This is a genomic window from Campylobacter lanienae NCTC 13004, assembly GCF_002139935.1.
Taxonomy (GTDB): Bacteria; Campylobacterota; Campylobacteria; order Campylobacterales; family Campylobacteraceae; genus Campylobacter; species Campylobacter lanienae.
The window spans coordinates 603,622-625,849 of sequence record NZ_CP015578.1 but is presented as its reverse complement, the minus strand read 5'-3'; the positions used below and the strand labels follow the sequence as shown (position 1 = coordinate 625,849).

General features: G+C 34.1%; 21 protein-coding genes. 2 read left to right on the top strand and 19 right to left on the bottom strand.

All coding sequences use genetic code 11. From position 1 onward, the window contains the following. Nucleotides 1–5: 5 nt before the first annotated feature. The 9 genes from CLAN_RS03175 to CLAN_RS03135 form a co-directional block, all read right to left on the bottom strand. A complete protein-coding gene (locus CLAN_RS03175) occupies nucleotides 6–2,081 on the bottom strand; it encodes a RelA/SpoT family protein (RefSeq protein ID WP_407712972.1) in 2,076 nt (691 codons plus the stop codon). Between the two features lie 97 nt (nucleotides 2,082–2,178). Further along, entirely contained in the window at nucleotides 2,179–2,397 is a 219-nt protein-coding gene (locus CLAN_RS03170) for a DNA-directed RNA polymerase subunit omega (protein WP_100590570.1), read from the bottom strand. Between the two features lie 12 nt (nucleotides 2,398–2,409). Further along, nucleotides 2,410–3,129 carry a UMP kinase gene (gene pyrH / locus CLAN_RS03165; protein ID WP_096013381.1) on the bottom strand — a complete coding sequence of 240 codons (720 nt, stop codon included), beginning with the start codon at nucleotides 3,127–3,129 and terminating at the stop codon, nucleotides 2,410–2,412. 77 nt (nucleotides 3,130–3,206) lie between these two features. Next, entirely contained in the window at nucleotides 3,207–4,409 is a 1,203-nt protein-coding gene (locus CLAN_RS03160) for a murein hydrolase activator EnvC family protein (RefSeq protein WP_232045859.1), read from the bottom strand. Next, nucleotides 4,409–5,218 (bottom strand): cell division protein FtsX, encoded by an 810-nt coding sequence (locus CLAN_RS03155; RefSeq protein WP_167368924.1) that lies wholly within the window; start codon nucleotides 5,216–5,218, stop codon nucleotides 4,409–4,411. The genes CLAN_RS03160 and CLAN_RS03155 overlap by 1 nt, the downstream gene beginning before the upstream one ends. Beyond that, nucleotides 5,205–5,876 (bottom strand): cell division ATP-binding protein FtsE, encoded by a 672-nt coding sequence (locus CLAN_RS03150; RefSeq protein ID WP_096020390.1) that lies wholly within the window; start codon nucleotides 5,874–5,876, stop codon nucleotides 5,205–5,207. Before CLAN_RS03150 ends, CLAN_RS03155 begins: the two co-directional genes overlap by 14 nt. Then, entirely contained in the window at nucleotides 5,854–7,029 is a 1,176-nt protein-coding gene (gene trmB, locus CLAN_RS03145; RefSeq protein WP_100590568.1) for a tRNA (guanosine(46)-N7)-methyltransferase TrmB, read from the bottom strand. The genes CLAN_RS03150 and trmB overlap by 23 nt, the downstream gene beginning before the upstream one ends. Beyond that, nucleotides 7,029–8,246 (bottom strand): fibronectin type III domain-containing protein, encoded by a 1,218-nt coding sequence (locus CLAN_RS03140; RefSeq protein ID WP_096016891.1) that lies wholly within the window; start codon nucleotides 8,244–8,246, stop codon nucleotides 7,029–7,031. Before CLAN_RS03140 ends, trmB begins: the two co-directional genes overlap by 1 nt. Beyond that, nucleotides 8,176–9,156 (bottom strand): RluA family pseudouridine synthase, encoded by a 981-nt coding sequence (locus CLAN_RS03135; RefSeq protein ID WP_100591044.1) that lies wholly within the window; start codon nucleotides 9,154–9,156, stop codon nucleotides 8,176–8,178. The genes CLAN_RS03140 and CLAN_RS03135 overlap by 71 nt, the downstream gene beginning before the upstream one ends. Before the next feature lie 53 nt (nucleotides 9,157–9,209). Between CLAN_RS03135 and CLAN_RS03130 the strand changes: the two genes are divergently transcribed. Further along, nucleotides 9,210–10,316: an FtsW/RodA/SpoVE family cell cycle protein gene (locus CLAN_RS03130; RefSeq protein ID WP_096013385.1), complete on the top strand. Its 1,107-nt coding sequence runs from the start codon at nucleotides 9,210–9,212 to the stop codon at nucleotides 10,314–10,316. Here CLAN_RS03130 and CLAN_RS03125 read toward each other — a convergent pair. The 9 genes from CLAN_RS03125 to pheS form a co-directional block, all read right to left on the bottom strand. After that, the gene (locus CLAN_RS03125; RefSeq protein ID WP_100590567.1) at nucleotides 10,313–10,867 is read right to left on the bottom strand and encodes an SCO family protein; all 555 of its coding nucleotides are present in this window, start codon (nucleotides 10,865–10,867) and stop codon (nucleotides 10,313–10,315) included. The genes CLAN_RS03130 and CLAN_RS03125 overlap by 4 nt on opposite strands. An 81-nt stretch (nucleotides 10,868–10,948) precedes the next feature. Beyond that, nucleotides 10,949–11,518 (bottom strand): elongation factor P, encoded by a 570-nt coding sequence (efp, locus tag CLAN_RS03120; protein WP_086224751.1) that lies wholly within the window; start codon nucleotides 11,516–11,518, stop codon nucleotides 10,949–10,951. 11 nt (nucleotides 11,519–11,529) lie between these two features. Next, nucleotides 11,530–13,113 carry a phosphoglycerate dehydrogenase gene (serA, locus tag CLAN_RS03115; RefSeq protein WP_096014790.1) on the bottom strand — a complete coding sequence of 528 codons (1,584 nt, stop codon included), beginning with the start codon at nucleotides 13,111–13,113 and terminating at the stop codon, nucleotides 11,530–11,532. Further along, nucleotides 13,110–13,595: a hypothetical protein gene (locus tag CLAN_RS03110; RefSeq protein ID WP_096016469.1), complete on the bottom strand. Its 486-nt coding sequence runs from the start codon at nucleotides 13,593–13,595 to the stop codon at nucleotides 13,110–13,112. Before CLAN_RS03110 ends, serA begins: the two co-directional genes overlap by 4 nt. A gap of 7 nt (nucleotides 13,596–13,602) precedes the next feature. Further along, the gene (locus tag CLAN_RS03105; protein WP_096013389.1) at nucleotides 13,603–15,273 is read right to left on the bottom strand and encodes a 30S ribosomal protein S1; all 1,671 of its coding nucleotides are present in this window, start codon (nucleotides 15,271–15,273) and stop codon (nucleotides 13,603–13,605) included. Nucleotides 15,274–15,357: 84 nt separating this feature from the next. Beyond that, complete coding sequence (locus tag CLAN_RS03100) at nucleotides 15,358–16,215, bottom strand: 4-hydroxy-3-methylbut-2-enyl diphosphate reductase (RefSeq protein ID WP_100590566.1); 858 nt, start codon at nucleotides 16,213–16,215, stop codon at nucleotides 15,358–15,360. Continuing rightward, entirely contained in the window at nucleotides 16,205–17,482 is a 1,278-nt protein-coding gene (gene aroA, locus CLAN_RS03095; protein ID WP_096029637.1) for a 3-phosphoshikimate 1-carboxyvinyltransferase, read from the bottom strand. The genes CLAN_RS03100 and aroA overlap by 11 nt, the downstream gene beginning before the upstream one ends. Further along, on the bottom strand, nucleotides 17,479–19,815 hold the full coding sequence (gene pheT, locus CLAN_RS03090; RefSeq protein ID WP_100590565.1) for a phenylalanine--tRNA ligase subunit beta: 2,337 nt from the start codon (nucleotides 19,813–19,815) through the stop codon (nucleotides 17,479–17,481). Before pheT ends, aroA begins: the two co-directional genes overlap by 4 nt. Then, nucleotides 19,812–20,804, bottom strand: coding sequence for a phenylalanine--tRNA ligase subunit alpha (gene pheS, locus CLAN_RS03085; protein ID WP_086224758.1), 993 nt, complete (start codon nucleotides 20,802–20,804; stop codon nucleotides 19,812–19,814). Before pheS ends, pheT begins: the two co-directional genes overlap by 4 nt. Before the next feature lie 217 nt (nucleotides 20,805–21,021). Here pheS and CLAN_RS03080 point away from each other — a divergent pair, with 217 nt between their 5' ends. Next, nucleotides 21,022–21,381: a histidine triad nucleotide-binding protein gene (locus CLAN_RS03080; RefSeq protein ID WP_096013393.1), complete on the top strand. Its 360-nt coding sequence runs from the start codon at nucleotides 21,022–21,024 to the stop codon at nucleotides 21,379–21,381. 1 nt (nucleotide 21,382) lies between these two features. Here the strand turns inward: CLAN_RS03080 and CLAN_RS03075 are convergent, their stop codons facing one another. After that, entirely contained in the window at nucleotides 21,383–22,225 is an 843-nt protein-coding gene (locus tag CLAN_RS03075) for a universal stress protein (protein ID WP_096013394.1), read from the bottom strand. Nucleotides 22,226–22,228 lie beyond the last annotated feature (3 nt).

The window sequence follows — 22,228 nt, the reverse complement described above, 5'->3', positions numbered from 1 at the left end:
CTTCCTTAATTTTTATATGCGTCACTTAGAGAGCTAAATTCAGCTATCTTATAGCGATCCTTTAATCTATCTCTAATCACAGAGCTATCTAGATTATCGCTAAGTTCTATCACAACATCGAAATAATCAGCCGCTATCAAATCATCGCTCTGACTAAGCGTGATAGTGACTAAATCAACATTGAGTTTAGCTAAATATGTTAAAAATTCAGCTAAACTTCCCCTTTTGTTTTCGATACTTAAAATAACCTTATATCTATGCGGAGCATTTCTAGTCCATTTGACAAAGATCATCTCCTCTTTATCGCTCATTAATTTTGCGGCTCTCTCACATAGTTTGTGATGGACTGTAACATTGCTATTATTTCTAAATCCTATGATATCATCGCCCCGTTTTGGGTTACAACAATAGTCAAAATCCACACTCTTAATAGTGAAATTTGAATATACAACTATATTGTCAAATTTCTGCTTTTTAACCTCGTGTTTATCACTAAATTTAAGCGAAAATAGCTTATCTTTTTTAGAGTGAGTATCTAAAATTTGGACTACCTCTTTTAGATATACAGAGTCTGTGGCTATTTTTGAGATCTTTTTGCTTAATCCCTCTTCTTCTAACCACTCCAAAATTTTAGCTTCATTGACATTAAATATAGCCGACAAAATATCAATCGATACTTGATAGTTTATATCACGCAACTTTTGCCGACAAAAACTTCTAATAGTCGCCCTAGCCTTCCCAGTCTTAACACTATCAAGCCAACTACAACGATATTTGGCTTCATCTCCTGTGACAATGCGGACTATATCTCCATTTTTTAACTCAGTTAATAAAGGAACCTTAATCCTATTTATATAAGCTTCTTTAGCGTGTAGGCCAACTTCAGAGTGAATTTCATACGCATAATCCAAAGCCGTAGCACCCCTAGGAAGTGTGAAAATCCCACCTTTTGGAGAATATACAGCGATATCTTCTACATATAAGCTATCCTTAGCATACTCATATAGATCCTCAATGCTCTTATCATCGCTCTCTTGAGCTTTAATGTCACTTAGCCAATCAAGCTTAGGCGATACCAAGCCACCGCTTTTATATTTCCAATGAGCCGCCACCCCATACTCTGCGGTTTTATGCATGTCAAATGAGCGAATTTGAGCTTCTATAATAGATTTATCATCAAAGATCGTTGTGTGGATAGTTTGATATCCATTTTGCTTTGGCAAGGCGATATAATCTTTAAATCTTGATATTAATGGATTAAAATTCATATGTATAATCCCAAGTGCTAAATAGCAATCTTTTGGATTATGGACTAAAATTCTAACAGCCAAAAGATCCAAAACCTCTTCTAAGCTTATCCCTTTTCGTTGCATTTTAAGATATATTGAGTAGTAGTGTTTGATTCTCTTTTGCATAACAAAGCTATCTTCAGAAAAGCCATTTGCCAAAAGCTTTTCGCTAACCTTTTGGCTAAATGAATTTATCTTTAATTGAAGTTGTTGCTTATGCTCATTTATATATGACTCTATCCCAGCATACTCTTTAGGCATAACATATTTAAAGCTTAAATCCTCTAATATATTCTTAATAGATGATATACCGAGTCTATGAGCGATTGGCGCATACACCACCAAGGTCTCTTCTGAAATTCGCTTTTGTTTCTCTGGTCTTAATACATCCAAAGTTAGCATATTGTGTAATCTATCACAAAGCTTGATAATCAAAACCCTAACATCTTCTATAGATACCAAAAGCATCTTTCTAAATGTCAAGGCCGAAGCTGCCAATTTCTCATTAGAACTAGAGCTTATAAGCTCATTTTCTCTAATAGCTACAATCTTTGTAAGCCCACGCACTAATACCGCTACCTCTTCGCCAAATTCAAATTGTAACTCCTCTTCACTGCATTCTGTATCTTCTACTACATCATGGAGCAAAGCAGCAATAAGCATACTCTCATCGCCACCCATATGCGCTACAAATGAACAAACCAAAATCGGATGAATAGAGTATGGCTCACCACTCTTTCTAAACTGCCCATCATGTAATCTAATACAATAATCAACAGCCTTTAAAAGCATCCCCGTTGGCTTAGCTACAGAGTATAAAACATCCTTTGCCGACTCTATGCTTTTAGCACAGACAACTTCATCTATAAGCTGCTCTAAGAGCTGCTCGCTATCTATTTGATTCAACTATTCCCTCTAAAACAATTTTACCATAAGCTATCTCTAAAAGCGCAATATCAGTATATTTCATCTTTTGAGCATTTGCATCTACTAAAATTTGTGCGCCATTTGCTATAGCTTCAGCCCTTTTAGCCACCAAAAGCGCTAATTTATATCTATCATCACCCACAGCTTCTAAAGCCTTAGCGGCTATCTCTTCTATTCTCATTATATTCCCTTCTTATAAATTTTTAACTATTGAGCAGTTAGTATAATCACCATTTGCGATTTTTAATAAATTCCCATCTTCAAACATATTACAAACTACAATCGGAAGAGCATTATCCTTAGCCAAAGCTATAGCAGTATCATCCATAACTTTTATATTATCTTCCATAGCTCTTTCATAGCTTAGCTCATTTAATAGCTTTGCGTCGTTAAATTTCATAGGATCTTTATCATAGACGCCATTTACCTTTGTAGCTTTGATAATCATATCAGCATTTATCTCAACAGCCCTTAAAGTAGCAGCCGTATCGGTAGTAAAGAATGGATTTCCAGTCCCAGCAGCAAATATCACAACTCTTTTTTTCTCTAAATGTCTTTGGGCTCTACCTGTAATAAATGTCTCACATATAGCCTCCATCTTAATAGCACTTTGGACTCTTACACCTAATCCAGCATACTCCAACGCCTCACGCATAGCAATAGCATTGATAACAGTAGCTAGCATCCCCATATGATCGCCACTTGTCCTTTTAATAATGCCACCTTGGGCTGCGCTTACACCACGGATTATATTACCACCGCCAATTACAATGCCTACTTCAATATCGCTATTTACCAAAGACTTAATCTCACCAGCAATATACTTTAAAATATGAGAATCAATCCCAAATCCATTACCGCCAGCAAGTGCTTCACCAGAAAATTTAACTAAAATTCGCTTTTTTTTACTCATAACCATCTCCATAAAATTTGGCAATTATATCTAAAACAAATTAAAAAACGCATTAATTAATATTAAATTCAAGCCAATCAATTCATAGCAATCAATTCAAGCGGATTTATATGATAGTTTTTTTGCGTAACCTCAAAGGTCAAATCTTGTTTCACTCGCCCTATAACATAGCCTTTTTTCACCTTTTGGCCTACTTTGATAGTAGGAGCAATCTTATCTAAATGAGCATAAATTGTGTGAATTCCATTACCATTTTCTACTATTACCACCTTATCTAATACAGGAGTCTCTTTGGCAAATACAATTGTCCCAGCTAAAACATTTTTCACCCTAGCATCTGTAGTGGCAGAGCGAAGTACGACAGATTCATTAAAAATTTTGATATTATAAACAGGATCTACATAATCACCAAATTTTTGCTTTACGCTAAATTTATCCAAAGGCGCAATAGTTTTAGCACCACTATATCGCTTTACATTACCTGCTTGATAGCTTGATCCAATCATTCTTACATCATCAGTTTTAGCTCTATTTTGCTCTTTTGTCGGGGTCTGTTTTTTGGCTGGAACTTGCGGCTTAGCAGCTAGAATTTGTAAATTTTCAAGAGTTTTTCTCATCTCATCTTGCTGTTTTTTGATATCGGCTAATTTCTTAGAATAGATATTTTTATCTTGATTTAAGATCTCTAAATTTCGCTTTTGTTTGCTTTGTAAGGATTTAAGGGCGGTCTGCTTTTGGCGAAATTCTTTAAGATTAAATTTAATAGATTCAATCTTTTCTGATTGCGATTTTATCAAATTTGTAGTCTCTTCATAATCTTTGGCTAATTTTTTAAACTCACTACTCATCACTCTATTTAAATTTGATAAAATTTCAGTTGCGATTATGCTATCTTGACTCTCGCTATAATCATTTGGAGCGACCAAATCATAAGCAAAATCCTCGCTTATAATCTTAATCATCCTAAGCTCCATATCTTTTTGATTCTTAATCAATTCACCATTTTGGCTAGTTAATTTATCAAGCTCTATATTTGCGTTGCGAGCGCTATCTTCTAGAGCTTTTACCTGCTCTGATAGCTCTTCAATTTGCTTAGCGGTACTCTCTACAGCTTTATTACCAGCGATTATATCTTTAGCTAACTCTTCAAGCTTTTTATTGATCTGATTTTCAAGCTTTTTAGCTGAGCTTATGCTATCTTTTTGATCTTTTATCTTCTCTGATACATCTGCTGAAAAGAGCATATAAATAGATATGGTAAAAAGGAGTAAAATTCTCATCATCTACGCCTTGAAAGTAGCATAACCAAACTAACAGCTATAACAGAAACCCCGATTGAGACACCAAATAATATAGTAGCATCGCTTAATAAATTTAAATTTGGCTGATCAAATCCAACGGCAAAAATCGCACTTTTAAAGCTTGGCAAAGCTGGGAAAATCGCATAAAATATCACCACAAGAGTCGTTGCGATAATACTATCTATAATTGATAATTTATAAAGCATAGCTGATTTTAGCCAATACGGCGCACCAAAAAGCGTCATAATCTCAACTCTTCTTTTATGCTCATAAAGCCAAATTCTCATCTGTTTAAATACCAAAACAAGCCCCAAAAGCCCAACTAAAATCGCAAAATAATCGGCTATATTTTTAGATAATATCAGCATATTATAGACTTGATCATGCGTTTTAGAGAAGGTTTCAACTCGCTTTACGCCTTGGATTTTAGATAAATTTGCTTTAATATTTACCATAGCATCTTTAGATGGGAAATTAGTCAATTTAAGAGAGTAAAATTTAGGCAAAATACTCTTTAATACAGAGATATTTTTAGCCGAGATATCATTTTTAAGACGATTTAAAATCAAATTCGCATCCAAAGTCGCAAGCGAAGCAAAGGTCGGTATAATCGGAATTAGCATATTATCATTTAGCTCGATTTCTGATACAATTATAATATTATAATCGCTAGCCATCTTAAACTCATAATCACTCACAAACTTACCAAGCATCAAGCTAAACTCAATAGCAAAAAGCAAGATCACAAGCGGAAAAATAACACTAATATGGCTCTTAAATGATCTCATTTATCTCTCCATTTGATAACTCAAAGTGGCGATAATCCATCCTTAGACCTGAAGGAATTTTATGTGTAACAACCACCACGCAAGTGCCTAAACCCTCCTTTGCCGAGCGAAGAAGTGACCAGATAACATCACTAGAATAGTCATCCAAGCTACCAGTTGGCTCATCACATAATAACAATTGCGGATTGTGTGCTAATGCCCTTGCCATCGCTACTCTTTGCTGTTCGCCACCGCTTAATTCTAATGGGAATTTATCAGATTTATGAAGTAAATTTACATGATTTAATAGCTTTGCAGCCTGTTTTTTACATACGCTTTGATTATAACCTTTAATGATAAGTGGTAACATCACATTTCGCTCTACATTCCACTCATTTATAAGCCTAAAATCTTGAAAAATTATCCCAACTCTTTGCCTTAAAAGTGCTAAAGAAGTTCTATTAATACCCTTTAATTCACTCAAACAGACATTTAAACTACCACTGCTAATATCCATATCTCCATACATTGAGCGGATTAAAGTGGATTTGCCACTACCACTTTTTCCGGTTATAAAGACAAAATCATTTACATTTATATTAAAACTAGCCCCATTTATAACTTTAAAACTCCTATCATACTCTAAGACTAAATCCCTAGCTTCTACAATGTGACGCATTTAACATACCTTCTAAATTCTTATGAGCTTTGACATTTTCTATAGTTAATAGCGGTTTTTTAAATAGATATGAGATACTATCATTAGTAATTAACAGATATCTATGCTCAGGTCTATAAAATGACCCAAATGCCACCCGCAATAAAATTCCACCATCTAAAAGATGATAAATTCGCTCCAAATGTATAAAATGATCGCTATTTTTGATTGTTTGATTGGTGAAATTTGATTTTATATGTTCCAAATTTGGCTTAGCAAACTCAAATTCACACTCCAAGCTTAGCTCATCGCTATTACCATAAAATGAGCAAATTACATCATAAATATCTTTATTTTGCCTTATCCATCTATCTTCATATTTGCTTGAAACTTCTAAAAATCTATTTTTATATATCTCAATACTAGCCTTTTTAAGATCCATAAAGCAGCCAATAGTATAATCAGCATACTCTCTATCATCACTTCTTAGCTCAAATTTGCCACCATCTTTTAAAATTCTCTTACACTCCATAGCAAACTGATCGCTCACTACTCTTCTCATCTTGCTCTTTTGCCACGGCACTGGAAAGTGTAAAAATAGCCTATCAATGCTATTTGATCTTAGAAGACTCATCACAAGTCTAGCATCTAAATTTAATAATAAAATATTTTTTAACCCATTAAGCCTAGCTAGATTATCCACTTGCATACACGCTGGCTTATAGACTTCTATACCGATAATTAGCGTCTTTGGATTGGATTTAGCTTGATAGAGTAGATGTCTGCCACTACCAAATCCAATCTCTACAAATACATTATCATAACCATCTATTTTATCTATTAACTCATCGCTACTTATAATATATTCGCTAGAATTAATATTTTTAGGCTTTTTGACTGCTGTGGCTTGACTGATAATATCAGTGGCAAATACCTGCTTATAAGCCTCTAAGGCTATTTGTATAGCATCTAACCTAGCTGGTCTTGAGAGCTTATCACATTTGATTACGAATTTGTCACCACTACGCTTAGCAACAAGGCAAAACTCGCAATTTAAAGCCTTAGTGTAGATCAGCTTCTCATCACCATTTTTAGCCTCCCAAAGAAACTCCACTCCATCAAATAATACAGGAAGCTTAATATCTTTTAAATTTTTAGCTAAGAAATTTGGCATTATTTCGTTATCACTACGGCTTTTTGGCTATATTTGGACTCTAGGCCAAACTCATCTATTGCTTGAATTTTGTATGTATATTCTAAGCCTTTTCTAACATCAAAATCGCTGTAATTTTGAGAATTTATATCATATATTATAAACTCACCTTCACTACTTGATTTTGTGATTTTATACTTTATAGCTCTTAAATCACTACCTTGATCCCAGTTTAGCTCTACTGATGAGCCATTGAATTTAGCAGAGCTAAATATCGGCTCTTTAGGCGTTGCTAAGGTAGAGCCTACTACTGCGTTGTTTTGGCGTGGGCTTTCTAGGCCATCTTTATCTACTGCTGTAACTTTATAGTAATAATTTACCCCATTATCATTGATTAAATCTTCATAAGCTGTATCTAGCGTAGTGGCGATCTTTGTCATAGGAAATATATCATTTGTAGCTCGGTAAATAGCGTAATGATCAAAATCGTCATTTGAATTTGGCTCCCAAGTTAGGATAATTTTTTTAGGCAAATTCACACTAGCGCTTAAATTTATAACCATATTTGGCAATGCTTTTGTCTGTGCATCTACTACCTTGCTTGGTGCTGATATTATGCCGTTATAGGTTTTAACTGAAATTCGATATCTATAATTCTGCCCTGGCTCAACATCATTATCTATATATTCGACATTTAATCTACCATTTATGCGAGCTACTTCATGCCAACTATCATTTGATAGTGAGCTTTTTTCTAAGATATATGAAGCCACTCTAAGATCTGGATGTGGGCGCCATAAAACTTTTATCTTATTTGGCAAGCCATAAAGAGCTTGGATAAATGTAACTGACTCAATGAGAGGTTGGGTCATAGCGCTAACTTTTTGGCCTTCAGCTGAGATATTACCTAGTTCATTATAAGTTCTAAGTTCATATAGATACTCTGTCGCTGGGGCTAGATTGGTATCGACATAGTGAGTAGCGAATTTATCGTTTAATTTAGCGATTAAATTCAATTGATTATTATCATTAGGATTAGAGCGGTATAGCTGATATCCACTAATATTATAATCCGACATTAACGGCCACTCAAAAGCGATCTCTGTCATATCGCTAATAGTCTTTAATTCACTAATAGTAGGCAGACTCGGGTCAATCTGCGTTGTCTTAGTTGTAATACATCCAGTTAGAAATATCATTAAAGATATCACACAAAATATCAGCCTTAATGCTCTCATCTACTATCTCCTTATCAAATTCCTTGCCAATTAGTTCATAAAACTCACTAGGTAAAGTGGCTTTAAATTCCATAATTTGGCTACTTCTAGGGTGAATCAATCTCAAAATATAAGCATGTAAAAAAATTCTGCCTATTTTAGCACTATTGCTCTTAAAACCATATAAATCATCCCCCAAAATATGGCGGTTTATACTCGCCAAATGGACTCTAATCTGATGAGTTCGACCACTAAATAGCTTAGCAGCGACTAAATTAATCAGCTTATTTTGGCTTGTTAAGATATTGGCAAATGCTGATTTAGAAGGCTTTGCGTTGCTTATTATAGCGTTTTTTAATCTATTTTGTGGATGTCTGCCAATGGCTCTATCTATCACGCAATTTTCTTTAAGCGCTAAATCGCAAAGTAGTAAATAGATCCGCCCCATATCTCGTGTGCTTAATTGCTTGCTTAAATTTGCGTGAGATTCGTTATTTTTAGCCACTACCATCACTCCGCTAGTTCCTTTATCCAAGCGATGGACAATGCCAGCACGCTCCTGGCCTGCTAAATTTGATAAGGTGTAGCCATTTTGTTTTAGCCACTCTACAAGCGTGGCTTCTTTGACGCTTGGGGCTGGGTGGATTGTGAGATTAATCGGCTTATTAATCACCAAAATATCATCATCTTCATATATAATCTCAATATCAAAATCAGCTTTAAATTCACTTTGAATTTCAGAAATTTGTGGCGTTGAAATGGTGATTTTATCTCCTAAATTTAGATTAAATCCGGCTTTATTTATTATTTTATTATTTACACTTACATTGCCATTTTTGATTAAATTTATTACTTGATTTCTTGCGATATTAAGCTTAGACGCCAACTCTTGGTCCAATCTAACGCTCTTAGAAGAGATAAATTCAGTCAATCTTAACCCTTTTTTAGCTAGAATTTTACCCAATTTTTGCTTAGGTTTGAATTTTGATACTACTAGATAAGAGAATTTTAACACATTTTGATTATGTTCAGCCAGCACTTATACTTCCGATTATATTTCTCTCATATAGCCTAATAAACGAAGCTAGCGATATGCTCTCAGCTAAGATGATAGCCTATTTTATAATTGGCTTTGGGGCGTTTATGCTATTTTTTTTGTTACCGATTCGTAAGCTTGAATGGTTGATTCCTAGTATATATTGGATTAATATAATTTTGCTTTTGAGTGTCGAATTTGTCGGTGTTAGCAAGCTTGGGGCGCAAAGGTGGATCGAAATACCATTTATAAATTTCACCATCCAACCTAGCGAGATTATGAAGCCTGCTTTTGTCTTGATGCTAGCTTATATCATCAAAAAAACTCCCCCCGATGAAAATGGATATAACTTTAAACAATTTTTAAAAATTAGCTTTTATATCCTTTTACCATTTTTTTTAATCTTAAAAGAGCCAGATCTAGGCACGGCACTTATGCTATTAATTACTGGCTATGGAGTGCTATTTATAATCGGAGTAAATCGCAAAATTTGGATTAGTATTGCTTTATTAATTGGAATTTGCTCACCTATTTTATACGAAAATTTACACGATTATCAAAAGAAAAGAATAGCCGATTTCATAAGCGAAAAGCCTAGCTATCAAGTCAAACAAAGCATTATCGCAATCGGAAATGGCGGTATCACTGGCAAAAGCATCGATGAGGCCACGCAAACTAAATTTAAATTCCTACCAATCGCCACTAGTGATTTTATCTTTGCTTATACGGTTGAGAGATATGGATTTATCGGTGGTGCTGGGCTTATAATGTTATATGGATTTTTGATAATTCACCTTTTAAGCTTAAATTATAAGCTTAAAGATGAATATTTTATCAAAGTAGCCGTTAGCGCTGTGGCGTTTTTGGTCTTTATATATGTGAGTATCAATATCTTTATGACTATAGGTTTTGCGCCTGTTGTTGGGATTCCGCTACCATTTTATAGCTATGGCGGAAGTAGTTTTATCACCTTTATGTGTCTATTTGGAATTTTACAAAATCTATTAACTTTTAGATTTGATAAAACAAATAGATTTGTTAAAATTAACTTTTAACTACCTATTAATTGCGATATCTCTTTTTTGATCTCATCTTTGGTTAAATTTGAAATCTCTTTATAAAATTTCCCACTTTTATCAAATAGATAGATTGAAGAGCTATGAGCTACGCTATAATCCATCGCTGAATTTTGTAAATTTACAATTGCGTATTTGGCGTTGTAGTTTTTTACAACTTTTTTTAACTCATCTTCTTTCATCTTTAAGCATACTGAATTTGAGTAAAAATACTTAGCAAACTCATCGCACTCTTTCTCGCTATCTCTTTGTAAATCAAGCGTAACAAATAGTATTTTAATATCATTATTAAGCTTCATTTCATCGATCACAGATGATAAAATAGTAAGAGTCGATGGGCAGATATCAGGACAAAATGTATATCCAAAATATAATATTTTATACTCATCTTTAAAGCTTGTTATATTGACATTTCCAAGCGTACTATTAGCATCAAAATCATATTTGGCTATCTTAAGCCTATTATCAACCAAATTATAAACACCAAAAGCTAAAATAATCAATAAAATAGCATAAATTAATCTTTTCATAAATCACCCCGAAATCAAGCAGAGATTATGTAATAATTATAATAAACTCCTTGTAAGATAAATTTACAAGGAGAAGAGTGGCTATTTATTTGCTCTTTCGATATACTCGCCACGGACAGTATCGACACGGATAACTTCGCCCTCAAGCACATGAAATGGTATCTGTACCACAGCACCACTCTCTAAGGTTGCTGGTTTTTTATTGCTACCTTGAGTATCACCTTTGAAATTTGGTTGAGTTTCAACTATTTTTAACTCCACTACTTGTGGTACTTCTACGCCAATTGCTTTGCCATTATGGAATAGAATTTGAACCATCATACCATCTATCATCCACTTTTTAGCTTCACCAACATCATCATCAGCGATAGCCACTTGCTCATATGATTCAACATCCATAAATTGAGAATATTCACCATCATCATAGAGATATTGCATCTCTTTTTCTACTAGATTTGGAGCTTCACATTTATCACCAGCGTGGAAAGTCTTTTCTAATACTTTACCATCAAGAAATGATTTGATCTTTACACGAACAAATGCCGCACCCTTACCTGGTTTGACATGTTGATACTCAACAATCTTATAAGGCTTACCATCAATTTCAATTTTTAAGCCCTTTTTTAAATCGCCCATAGAGTATGTAGCCATATTTTCTCCTTTTAAATTAATACTGCGTATCTAGCCCAAACACACGCATCAAGTGCATTTAACTGATCTAAAATATCTTTTTTGATATCTTCATCAACTAATATAACAGCCAAAGCAAAACCATCATTATCCCTGCCTAATCTAAAATCAGCAATATTAATCTTAGATTTAGCTAAAATTCCGCTAATATCACTTATAACGCCTGGTATATCACGATTTTTAAATACTATCATTCTGCCTTTTGGTTTAAAATCTGTTTTAAATCCATTTACGCTTACAATTCTCTGCTCTGTCTCACTAAAGACCGTTCCGCCAACGCTTACAGAGTCCTCATCTGTGATTAGTTTGATTGTTAATTTGCTTTTATACCCGCTTGCTGGGACTATAGTTGTAGATACTTCAATCCCTTTTTCAGCTGCCTTTAATGTAGCATTTTCGTAATTTATAGTATCACCTAAAACATCTTTTAAAGCACCCACAATGCCAAAAGATAGCATAGCTTCAGCGTAATCTGATACTTCGCCTTCAAGCTCTAATCTAATAGCTTTAATCTGCTTTTTACCGCTAAGTTGAGAAGCAAAATACGCCATCTTAGGTAAAAGCTCTGTATAAGGCGCTACAAATGGCGGTAAATCCTCTACTTTCACAGGTAAATTCAGAGCATTTGGATAACAAATTCCCCTTGCAGCGCTAATAGCTTGTTCAGCAGCATCTATGGCGATATTTTTTTGTGATTCATAAGTATTGGCACCTAGATGCGGAGTAGCACTTACATTATTGAGATCTAATAATTTATGATCGTTGCCTGGTTCTTTGACAAAGACATCAATCCCAGCATAAGCAATCTTGCCATTTTGTAAATTCTTATAAAGCGCATCTTCATTATATAATCCACCACGAGCACAATTGATAAGCCTAACGCCATCTTTCATTTTAGCAATCTGTTCTTCATCGATCATATTGGTTGTCTCTTTATTTTTAGGTGTGTGAATCGTGATAAAATCACAGCCTAAAATATCATCAAAATTTGTAGTATATGTAGCGCCCATATCTGTAGCTTTACTTGGGTCTATATATGGATCATATGCTATAACTTTCATACCAAAAGCTAAACTTCTATATGCTACTCTTGAGCCGATATTTCCGAAGCCTATAACACCTAAAGTCTTGCCATAAAGCTCATTTCCATACCATTTTTCACGCTTCCAAACACGATTTTGTTGTAAGTCATTTACAGAATTAATATAATTTCTAGCACTATTTAATAGATGGCACATAGTCATCTCAACAGCTGCGATTGTATTGGCTGTTGGCACATTCATAACTATAATTCCCTTTTTAGAAAAGCCATCTATATCCACATTATCCACACCTACACCAGCACGAACTAAGGCTTTTAATTTTGTAGCTGCATTTATAAATTTCTCACCACAATCAGTAGAGCTACGAGTAATCGCCACATCAGCTTCGCCTAAAATATCTAAAAGCTTATCTTTTGGTGTATCTACAGCATCTATAACTTTGATATCTTTTTGAGCATTTAAAATTTCAAAACCAACTGGATGAATAGCATCGCATACTATAACTGTTTTCATAGGTTAATTTCCTTTAAAGTTGTATGAATATTGTATTTTTTGAGTCCATTAACTGCATTTAAAACCATATCTTTATCATCTGTTTGTATATAAATATTAGCCATATCACCATCTTTTACAATTGTGAAATTTAGATTAAAATCTTTAAAAACTCTATTTATACAAAACATAGAATAAAAATCACATCTATTGATAACCAAGATATATTGCTTAGTGGCTTTGGCTTCTTTAGCCATCTTATCATCTATCTTAATTATCATTAAATTTGTAGGTAAAACAGAATCGTTATTTTTAAACTCCGCAATCTTTTCAAGCCAATTACCTGATTTTTGATAGTTATATTCTAAATTTATATTACTACTTGTAGTAGATACAAAAGGTGAAGATAGCCCGGAATTTGCATAAGCAAAAATAGCTATCAATCCACCAAAAACAACTACAAATATAACAGCTAAAATCAGATAAAGGCTGTTAATCTTCATAGCTTAATTATGCTAATTGCTCTTTAATGATATCGCCAAGCGTCATTTTATCATCATCATTGATCTCACTCAAAACTTCACGCTCTTTTTGTTTGGCTAATCTTTTTACACTTAGGCGAATTCTATTTTTTTTCTCATCTATAAAAGCTATAGCAGCCTCGATTTTATCCCCGATTTTTAAAGAATCTATATCCACAGAGCCGATATCTTCTTTACGGATTAGGGCATCTACATTGCCATCTAAGCTTACAAATATGCCAAAATCCTTAATATCTCTTATAGTTCCGCTAACGATATCGCCAACAGAGTGAGACTTTGCATACTCCATAGCTGGGCTAGCTTTAAGATCTTTTTGGCTTAGAGATATTTTCTGCTCTTTTGGATCTATTTTGATAATTTTAACTTCTACTTCATCACCAGCTTTAAATATATCTTTACACTTATCATTTCTATCCCAAGATGAGTCTTCATTGTGTAACAAACCTTCTAATCCACCAACTCTTACAAAAGCACCGAAGTTAGTAAGTGTAGTTATCACGCCTTTTACTATATCGCCCTCTTTAAATTTAGAGCTAAATTCATCAAAAGGTTTAGGTAAAAGGTTTTTCAGACTCACTCTTAAACGACGATTAGCAGGATTTATCTCTATAACTTCTACATCTAGCTCTTCATTTTCTTTGATAAAATCTTTTGGGTTTTTAATGTTTTTATCCCAAGATATCTCGCTAATATGCAAAAATCCCTCAATATCATTACCCAAATCAACAAAAGCACCATAAGGCTCGATATTGCTTACAGTTACTTTGATAGTATCACCTACTTCTAATCCATCTTTAATCTCATCCCATGGATCTGGGGTAGCAGCTTTTATCGATAGAGATAGATGTTTTTTATCATTATCATACTTTATGATTTTGACATCTACTTTATCACCCTCTTTATATAGAGTATTTGGATTTACTGGACCTTTATAGCTGATTTCACTATAATGGACTAAGCCATCTATGCCACCTACATCTACAAACATACCATATGTAGTGATTTTTTTGATAGTGCCTTCAATTACATCTTTATTTTCTAAGATTGTTGATACTATCTCTTTGCGTTTTTTTCTATCTTCATCGACTAGTTTTTTGCGTGATACAATGATACTTTGATTATCTTTGTCAATTTTGATTACTTTTACTTTGAAATTTTTGTTTATAGCTTGATTTGGATCTTTAAAGCCACTTTGAGATCTAGGCATAAAAAACTCTATACCCTCATCATTAACAGCGACAAAACCACCTTTATTTTTTGATATAATCTTTACATCAAATATATTTTCAGCTTCTTCATTGAAGTTATCTATGAACGCTTTTACCTTCTCTTTTCTAAGAGCTTTTTTATGCGATACACTAGGCCTACCATTTCTAGAGCCAGTTACTGCTACTTTAATAGTATCACCAATATTAAATAGTAGCTTACCACTTTCATCGGTAATTTCAGATATGTTCATAACGCCTTCGGATTTTTTGCGTATATCTACATATACTTCATCATCTTTGATATTTACGATTACACCATCGCATACTGTAGCTTCTTCACTCTTTAAAGACTCTTCAAACATAGTAGCAAAATCTTCATCTAGGTCGATTTTGTCAATTTCATTATTAACGAATTTATTCGCCTCAGCCATCTTGATCCTTTTTATCTATAGATTTTCTTTCTGCTTTACAGCATTTAAGTGCTCAATTTTACCTTTTTTTAGCTTTATATTATATTAACTATTAGAAATTTTATCTATCTTTTCAAGCTCTTTTATAACATTTTGGATAACCCACTCAGGTGTGCTAGCCCCAGCACTTACCCCACAATGCTTTTTATCCTTAAACCAAGCTGAATTTAACTCACTTTCACTCTCAATCAAATAGCTATCACTACATAAATTTTTAGCTATTAGATATAGTTGCTTGGTATTTGATGAGTTTTTGCCGCCTACGATTACCATTACATCGGCTTTAGAGGCTAGCTCTCTTACGGCTTCTTGATTTTCTAATGTTGCGTTACATATAGTGTTAAAGACTCTAACTTCTTTTACCCTTTGCATTAGATAGGTGACAATTGAGATAAATTCTTCAATTTTTTTGGTTGTTTGAGAGATGACGGCTACTTTTTGTGGTAGTTTTGTATTTTTTAGCTCATCAATTGATAAGACTACATGAACAGGTTTGCTTGAGTAGCTCATAACGCCTCTAACCTCAGGATGGTTAATATCCCCAAAAATCACTATTTCATAGCCTTCATTACTCATCTTTTCAACGATATTTTGAGGTTTAGTGACAAAAGGACAGGTCGCATCTACTATCTCAATCCCTGTAGTTTTGAGCTTTTCTAAATCCCCTTTTGTGATACCGTGAGTGCGGATAATTGCTCTTTTTTCATCTGTTAATTCGCTTATATTTTTTAAGGTTTTAACCCTGAAATTATCCTTTAATCTATTAATCTCTAAGCTATTATGGATAAGCTCACCTATTGTAGCAGATGTGGATTCTTGTGATCCAGCTGAATTTTCAGCAATCTTAATCGCCCTTTTAACACCAAAGCAAAATCCATAATTTTTAGCAAGTTCAATCTTCAACTCTAGCCCCCAACATTCGTAAGAAATAGCTAAATTTAGGAAAAGATGTAGCGATAAATTCGCTCTTTGATATATCCATACCACATTTTAGCCCAAGCACCGCAAAACTCATAGCGATCCTATGATCTCCGTGGCTATCGACTAATGCCCTATTTGGCTTAGTACCGACAATCCAAAATCCATCTTCATACTCTCCGGCCTCTATCCCGCAAGCTTTTAGGGCGTTGATAGTTACGCTAATTCTATCGCACTCTTTTACTCTAAGCTCAGCTGCGTTTCTAAGCTCACTTTTTCCCTTAGCACAAGCAAAAGCGATAGCAAGAGCTGGGGCTTCATCAATGAGCCATGAGATATTTTTATCCACGATAATAGCATTTAATTCATCACCGATAATCTCAATATCACCGATATCTTCATACTGGGAGCTAGTAAGAGTATAGTTGATTTTCGCTCCCATTTTTTCTAACAGTTTATAGGCTTCAATTCTAGTTTTATTAAGTAAGATATTTTTAAATTTCACCCTAGCACCAGGCGTTATAGCTGCTGCTACAGCATAAAAAAAGCACGAGCTAGGGTCATTTGGCACACTCATTATAAGTGGTTTTAGCTTTTTTGAATTTAGCGGTTGGACTATGATTTTACCATTTTTATAGCTGATATCAGCGCCCATTCCTTTTAGCATTCTTTCACTATGATCTCGGCTCAATTCTGGTTCGCTAAATTCGCAACCCTTCGCACAAAGTCCAGCTAAGATTAAGGCGCTTTTGACCTGTGCTGAAGATATCTTAGAATCGTAGCTAAAATAGTCTAAGCTTCTACCTCTAATAGCGATCGGTGCTTTATTAGCACTATCTCTACCATCGATAGTAGCACCAACTTTCATAAGTGGTTCAGCGATTCGCCTCATTGGGCGTTCATTTAGATACTCATCGCCACTTAATACATAAAATCCATCACAACCAGCTAAAAGCCCCATATATATTCTCATCGCAGTTCCAGAGTTGCCGCACTCTAAAACTGATTTAGCCGAGCTAATTTTGGTTGGTGGAGTGATATAGTATTTATTATCAATTTTTTCGATTTTGGCGCCAAGTTTTTTAGCAATTTCTAATGAATTTAAAGTATCTTCAGCCTCAAGATAATCGCTAATTACACTCACTCCATCACTCAAAAGCGAAAATATCGCACACCTATGACTAATGGATTTATCTGTTGATACTAGGTCAAACTCTACATCAAATTTTGATTTTAAAGGCTCTACTCTCATCTTAATCCAATACCCAAATTCTCTTTTAATGCTCTTAAAATACTATCCATAATAGCTACAATCTCTTCATCTTCAAGTGTTTTGCTATCATCTTGAAATGTAAATTTAATACTCAAACTCACGCTATTGCCTAAGCTCTCATCACTATAGATATCAACTGGTAAAAACTCTTTTAAGCTCTTAATATCTAACTTCTCAATTGTCTCTTTAATGCGGATATAAGGCATATCTTTTGGCATTATGATGCTTAAATCTCTACTTAAGTTTTGGAATTTGGAGTATGGATTTGCTAGTTTTTTTATAGGTTTTAAATTGTCAAAATCTATCTCGAAAACATAGGTTTTAAATAGATCTCTGCTTTGTTCTATTGTAGCATTTACTCTACCAATATAGCCGATATAATCACCATTTTGATAGACTTTTGCTTGTTCAAATTCGCTTAGGAATTCAATATCGTTTGATTTTCTTAGCTCAATTTTACCTAAAATATTTTGGATTAAATTAGCAAAATATATAAAATCAATCGTCGCTGGTTTAGCCCCATTTAGAAGTGTTGGCTCGCCTATAAGTCCGCTAAAAACAAAACCAAATTTAGCTCTTTGAATCCCATCTTTGCTAATAACATCGCCAAATTCAAATAACTTAATTGATCTTTTTGAGTTTTTGATATTAAAGCTTGTTGCGTTTAATAGATGATTTATAAGAGTTGGCTTTAAGATACTAAGTTCGCTATTTATCGGATTTAGCAACGCTTCAGATGAGCAAGCCACGCCTAATTCTTTTAGCTCGGCTGGATTATCAAATAGATAATGCACACTTTCAAAAAATCCTAAATTCGCAGCTTTTTGTCTAATATCACGAGATAATTTATATCTATTATATGCTTGATTTGTGCGGTTTTTTTCACTATATTCTAAGGCTTTTGACGGGATATTATCAATCCCGATTATTCTTACAATCTCTTCGCAAATATCATGCGAATTTAAGATATCATGGCGATATAATGGGACTTTGGCATATATCTGCTCTTGTTCGACATTGGCATTAATATCAAATCCAAGCTTTTTAAGAATTTTAGCAATATCGCTGCTACTTATTTGCATTCCGATCATTGAGCTAATCTCAGATGCGCTAAAGCTGATCGTTAGCTGCTCTTTATCTAATTGGACTTGTTGGGTGCCAGAATATGGCGATATATTGCTATCTTTGGCAAAAAGATTAAATAAGATATTCATAGCATAATTTAAATTTGGCTCTGATCCACGAGCTGTTCTGTGGGTAAATTCATCTTTTGATATATTTTTGTTATCGCCTAGCAACTCTGATACTAAATTTGGGTCTATATAACTAGCTTCTATTATCGCAATTTTGGTATTTTCATCTACTCTAGCTTCACTGCTTTGAGAGATTCCTGCTATACTAAGTATCTTATCAGAAGAGCTAATTTCATATAATTTATTGCCTGATTTTTTGATATTTATAGCGATTTTTTCATCGCTACTGCTTGCTAATTTGCCATGGTCATAAGCTCTAAATATAACCCCTGTATAGTGAGTGATATACTCCAATACTCGCTCTAAATTTGTAGTTTTGTTTGAGCCTATCATCGCAACTCTAAGAGCAAGTTTAAGCCTTTGATTAAAGCCTTGTGAGATACCAATGGCTCTATAAGCAAAGGCTCCATCTATCTTATCTTCGCAATGTATGCTAAGCAAACGACCGATTCCAAGCTGTCTATCATCTTCGCTAAGAGGTTTTTCATCTCTCATTGTGATATCAAAGGCCGCAGATAGATCCCTAGCAACACCATAAATGCTTAGACAATCTCCACGATTTGGTGTTAGCTCAAGCTCTATAATATCATCATTTAAAATATCATATTCATTAAGAGCTTTGCCAAGTTCTAGCTCTCCAATGCTATCATCTAAGATCATAATCCCATCATTGATCTTAGGTAGGCCTAATTCAGTTGATGAGCATAGCATTCCGCTACTTTGGACGCCTCGTAATTTTGCCTCTTTTATCTCTAAGCCATTTGGCATCACAGCGCCTACTAAAGCCACAGCAACATATATATCAGCTCTTGCATTTTTCGCACCACAAACTATCTGTAAAACTCTATCTCCTACATCAACTTCACAGACATGTAGATGGTCGCTATTTTCATGCTTTAGACAGCTTTTTACATAGCCAACAACTATATTATCTGGAATTTTGATATTAGCAACACTATCTACTTCTAATCCGATTGAATTTAGCTTAGCACAGATCTGCTCGGTGCTAAAATTTGAAAGATCTATAATCTCATTTAACCACTTTTTGCTTATTATCATTTAAACTGCTCCAATAGTCTAATATCCCCTTCAAATAAGCTTCTAAGATCAGGAATTCTATGAAGCAACATCGCAAAACGCTCCACTCCAAGCCCAAAAGCATATCCGCTCACATTTTTATACCCTACAGCCTCAAATACATTTGGATCTACAACGCCACTACCAAGGACTTCTAGCCAACCTGTTTGCTTACAGACTCTACATCCGCACCCGCTACAAAAAATACAGCTAATATCTACTTCGGTACTAGGCTCTGTAAATGGGAAAAAGCTAGGGCGAAATCTAACCTTAACATCACCAAACATATATCTCAAAAAATCTTCTAAAATATATTTTAAATTCGCAAAGCTAACCTTAGTGCCATCTTCAACGACTAAGCCCTCTACTTGATGAAACATCGGAGTGTGAGTAAGGTCTAAATCCCTACGAAATACTGACCCCGGCGCAATCATACGGATCGGTGGCTTTTGATTTAGCATGGTGCGGACTTGGACTGGGCTAGTGTGAGTTCTAAGTAGTCTAAAATCTTTTAAATAAAATGTATCTTGCATATCCCTTGCTGGGTGGTATTTGGGCAAATTTAAAGCTTCGAAATTATGAAAATCATCTTCAATAAGCGGCCCAGTTTCAATACTGAAATTTTGTGCTACAAAATACTCAATGATCCTATCCATAGTCTCCATAACAGGGTGTAAAGCGCCAGTAGATAAAGGCTCATTAAATAGTGATATATCGATAGCTTCACTCTTCATCTTAGATTTAATATATTCACTTTCTAAACTAAGTTTTTTCTCATTTAGCTTAGCTGTCAGAGTGTCTCTTTTGATATTTAAACTTTGGGCATAAGCCTTTTTATTTTCAGGCTCAACATCTTTTAATCTATTAAATTCAGCCGTAATGCTACCCTTTTTACCAAATAGCTCAAGCCGAATTTGCTCCAATTCATCTAAATTTAGAGCAGAGTCGATCTTGTTAATAATATCTTGCAAACTATGTCCTTAACTAAATTTGGCTTTATTGTATCTAAAATTTAATTAAAAATAATTGATATCTATAAGTTAAATTTATGATTATTTATATACCAAAAGCGGGTGATTTAAGATATTTTAATAACTTTAATAAAATATAAAAAATTATTTAAATTTATAAAAAATTATATAAAATATCTGATATAATAACACGAATTTTAATATTAGGAGTTTAGTAATGTCTTGTATTTTTGATAAGATTGTAGCTGGTCAAATCCCTTCAAATAAGGTTTTAGAAGATGATAAATTTTTAGCGTTTCATGATATAAATCCTAAAGCGCCTGTTCATATCTTAATAATCCCTAAAAAACATTATGAAAATTTCCAAGAGATGGACTCAACCTTAATGGGTGAAATGACAAAATTCATCCAAGAAGTCGCAATCGCTATAGGTGTGGATAAAACCGGATATCGCTTAGTTACTAATTGTGGTGAAAATAGCGGTCAAGAGGTGATGCATCTACATTTTCATATGCTAGGTGGCACTATGCTTAAATGGACTGACAATCACCAACACGACCCAAAAAGTAGCTTCTAAACTACATAAATACCGGCACTGGAGTATTTTCTAAGAAATACTTCGTGCTACCACCTAAAAATATCTCTTTTACCCCATGTTCTCCATAGCTACTAGCTATAACCATATCAAAATTGCCTTTTAAGGTATTTTCTAATAAAGCCTCGCCCGGGATATTTGTAGTAGTTACAATCTCAAATGTAGCCTTTATATCGTGATATTTTAAGTAATTAAAAAGTCTGGATTTGATATCTAAGGCTGTATCGTCATATTTTTTGGTAACTATTATGTGGATATTTTTGGCTTGTTTTAAAATATTAATTGAGTTTGTAAGGCTTCTTGAGATACTTGTTGTTCCATTCCAACCAATTAATATATTATCCATATTAAATTTTTTCATTGAATTTGGAATTATGATCGCATTTTTACCACTATTTATCACAGTTGCATCAAATGTAGATGTCGCCTCACCCTTTAATGGAGTCGCTGCCACAACTAAATCGCAAAATTTCGCCTCATACTCATAAAGGCGGCTTCTAATGCCATTTTGTGTCTCAAATTTCGCACTTGCTGTGCCTGCGATATCGCCGATGCTGATGCCTAATTCAGCGCAAATTTTTTCAAAAATTTGGTAATTTTTGTTTTTTTGATCATTTAATTCAGTAGCAAAAGCACCTTTTAAGGATTCAAACATATTACTTCTACTGATTGTCATATCCAAATTTGAGAGCAACTCAAGATCTATTTGAGACGATAAAAAATCTATGTGAGCCCCAAATTTCTTAGCTATTAACAAACCACCATATATGTGATTTTCTACCTCATCATTGCGAACTAATGGGAAAAATATCTTTTTAACATCCATAGA

Bases quoted from the DNA above. Each gene is read 5' to 3' on its own strand.
- CLAN_RS03175 (WP_407712972.1), bottom strand. From the start codon at position 2,081: ATGCTTTTAAAGGCTGTTGATTATTGTATTAGATTACATGATGGGCAG.
- CLAN_RS03170 (WP_100590570.1), bottom strand. From the start codon at position 2,397: ATGAGAATAGAAGAGATAGCCGCTAAGGCTTTAGAAGCTGTGGGTGAT.
- pyrH (WP_096013381.1), bottom strand. From the start codon at position 3,129: ATGAGTAAAAAAAAGCGAATTTTAGTTAAATTTTCTGGTGAAGCACTT.
- CLAN_RS03160 (WP_232045859.1), bottom strand. From the start codon at position 4,409: ATGAGAATTTTACTCCTTTTTACCATATCTATTTATATGCTCTTTTCA.
- CLAN_RS03155 (WP_167368924.1), bottom strand. From the start codon at position 5,218: ATGAGATCATTTAAGAGCCATATTAGTGTTATTTTTCCGCTTGTGATC.
- CLAN_RS03150 (WP_096020390.1), bottom strand. From the start codon at position 5,876: ATGCGTCACATTGTAGAAGCTAGGGATTTAGTCTTAGAGTATGATAGG.
- trmB (WP_100590568.1), bottom strand. From the start codon at position 7,029: ATGCCAAATTTCTTAGCTAAAAATTTAAAAGATATTAAGCTTCCTGTA.
- CLAN_RS03140 (WP_096016891.1), bottom strand. From the start codon at position 8,246: ATGAGAGCATTAAGGCTGATATTTTGTGTGATATCTTTAATGATATTT.
- CLAN_RS03125 (WP_100590567.1), bottom strand. From the start codon at position 10,867: ATGAAAAGATTAATTTATGCTATTTTATTGATTATTTTAGCTTTTGGT.
- efp (WP_086224751.1), bottom strand. From the start codon at position 11,518: ATGGCTACATACTCTATGGGCGATTTAAAAAAGGGCTTAAAAATTGAA.
- serA (WP_096014790.1), bottom strand. From the start codon at position 13,113: ATGAAAACAGTTATAGTATGCGATGCTATTCATCCAGTTGGTTTTGAA.
- CLAN_RS03110 (WP_096016469.1), bottom strand. From the start codon at position 13,595: ATGAAGATTAACAGCCTTTATCTGATTTTAGCTGTTATATTTGTAGTT.
- CLAN_RS03105 (WP_096013389.1), bottom strand. From the start codon at position 15,273: ATGGCTGAGGCGAATAAATTCGTTAATAATGAAATTGACAAAATCGAC.
- aroA (WP_096029637.1), bottom strand. From the start codon at position 17,482: ATGAGAGTAGAGCCTTTAAAATCAAAATTTGATGTAGAGTTTGACCTA.
- pheT (WP_100590565.1), bottom strand. From the start codon at position 19,815: ATGATAATAAGCAAAAAGTGGTTAAATGAGATTATAGATCTTTCAAAT.
- CLAN_RS03080 (WP_096013393.1), top strand. From the start codon at position 21,022: ATGTCTTGTATTTTTGATAAGATTGTAGCTGGTCAAATCCCTTCAAAT.
- CLAN_RS03075 (WP_096013394.1), bottom strand. From the start codon at position 22,225: ATGGATGTTAAAAAGATATTTTTCCCATTAGTTCGCAATGATGAGGTA.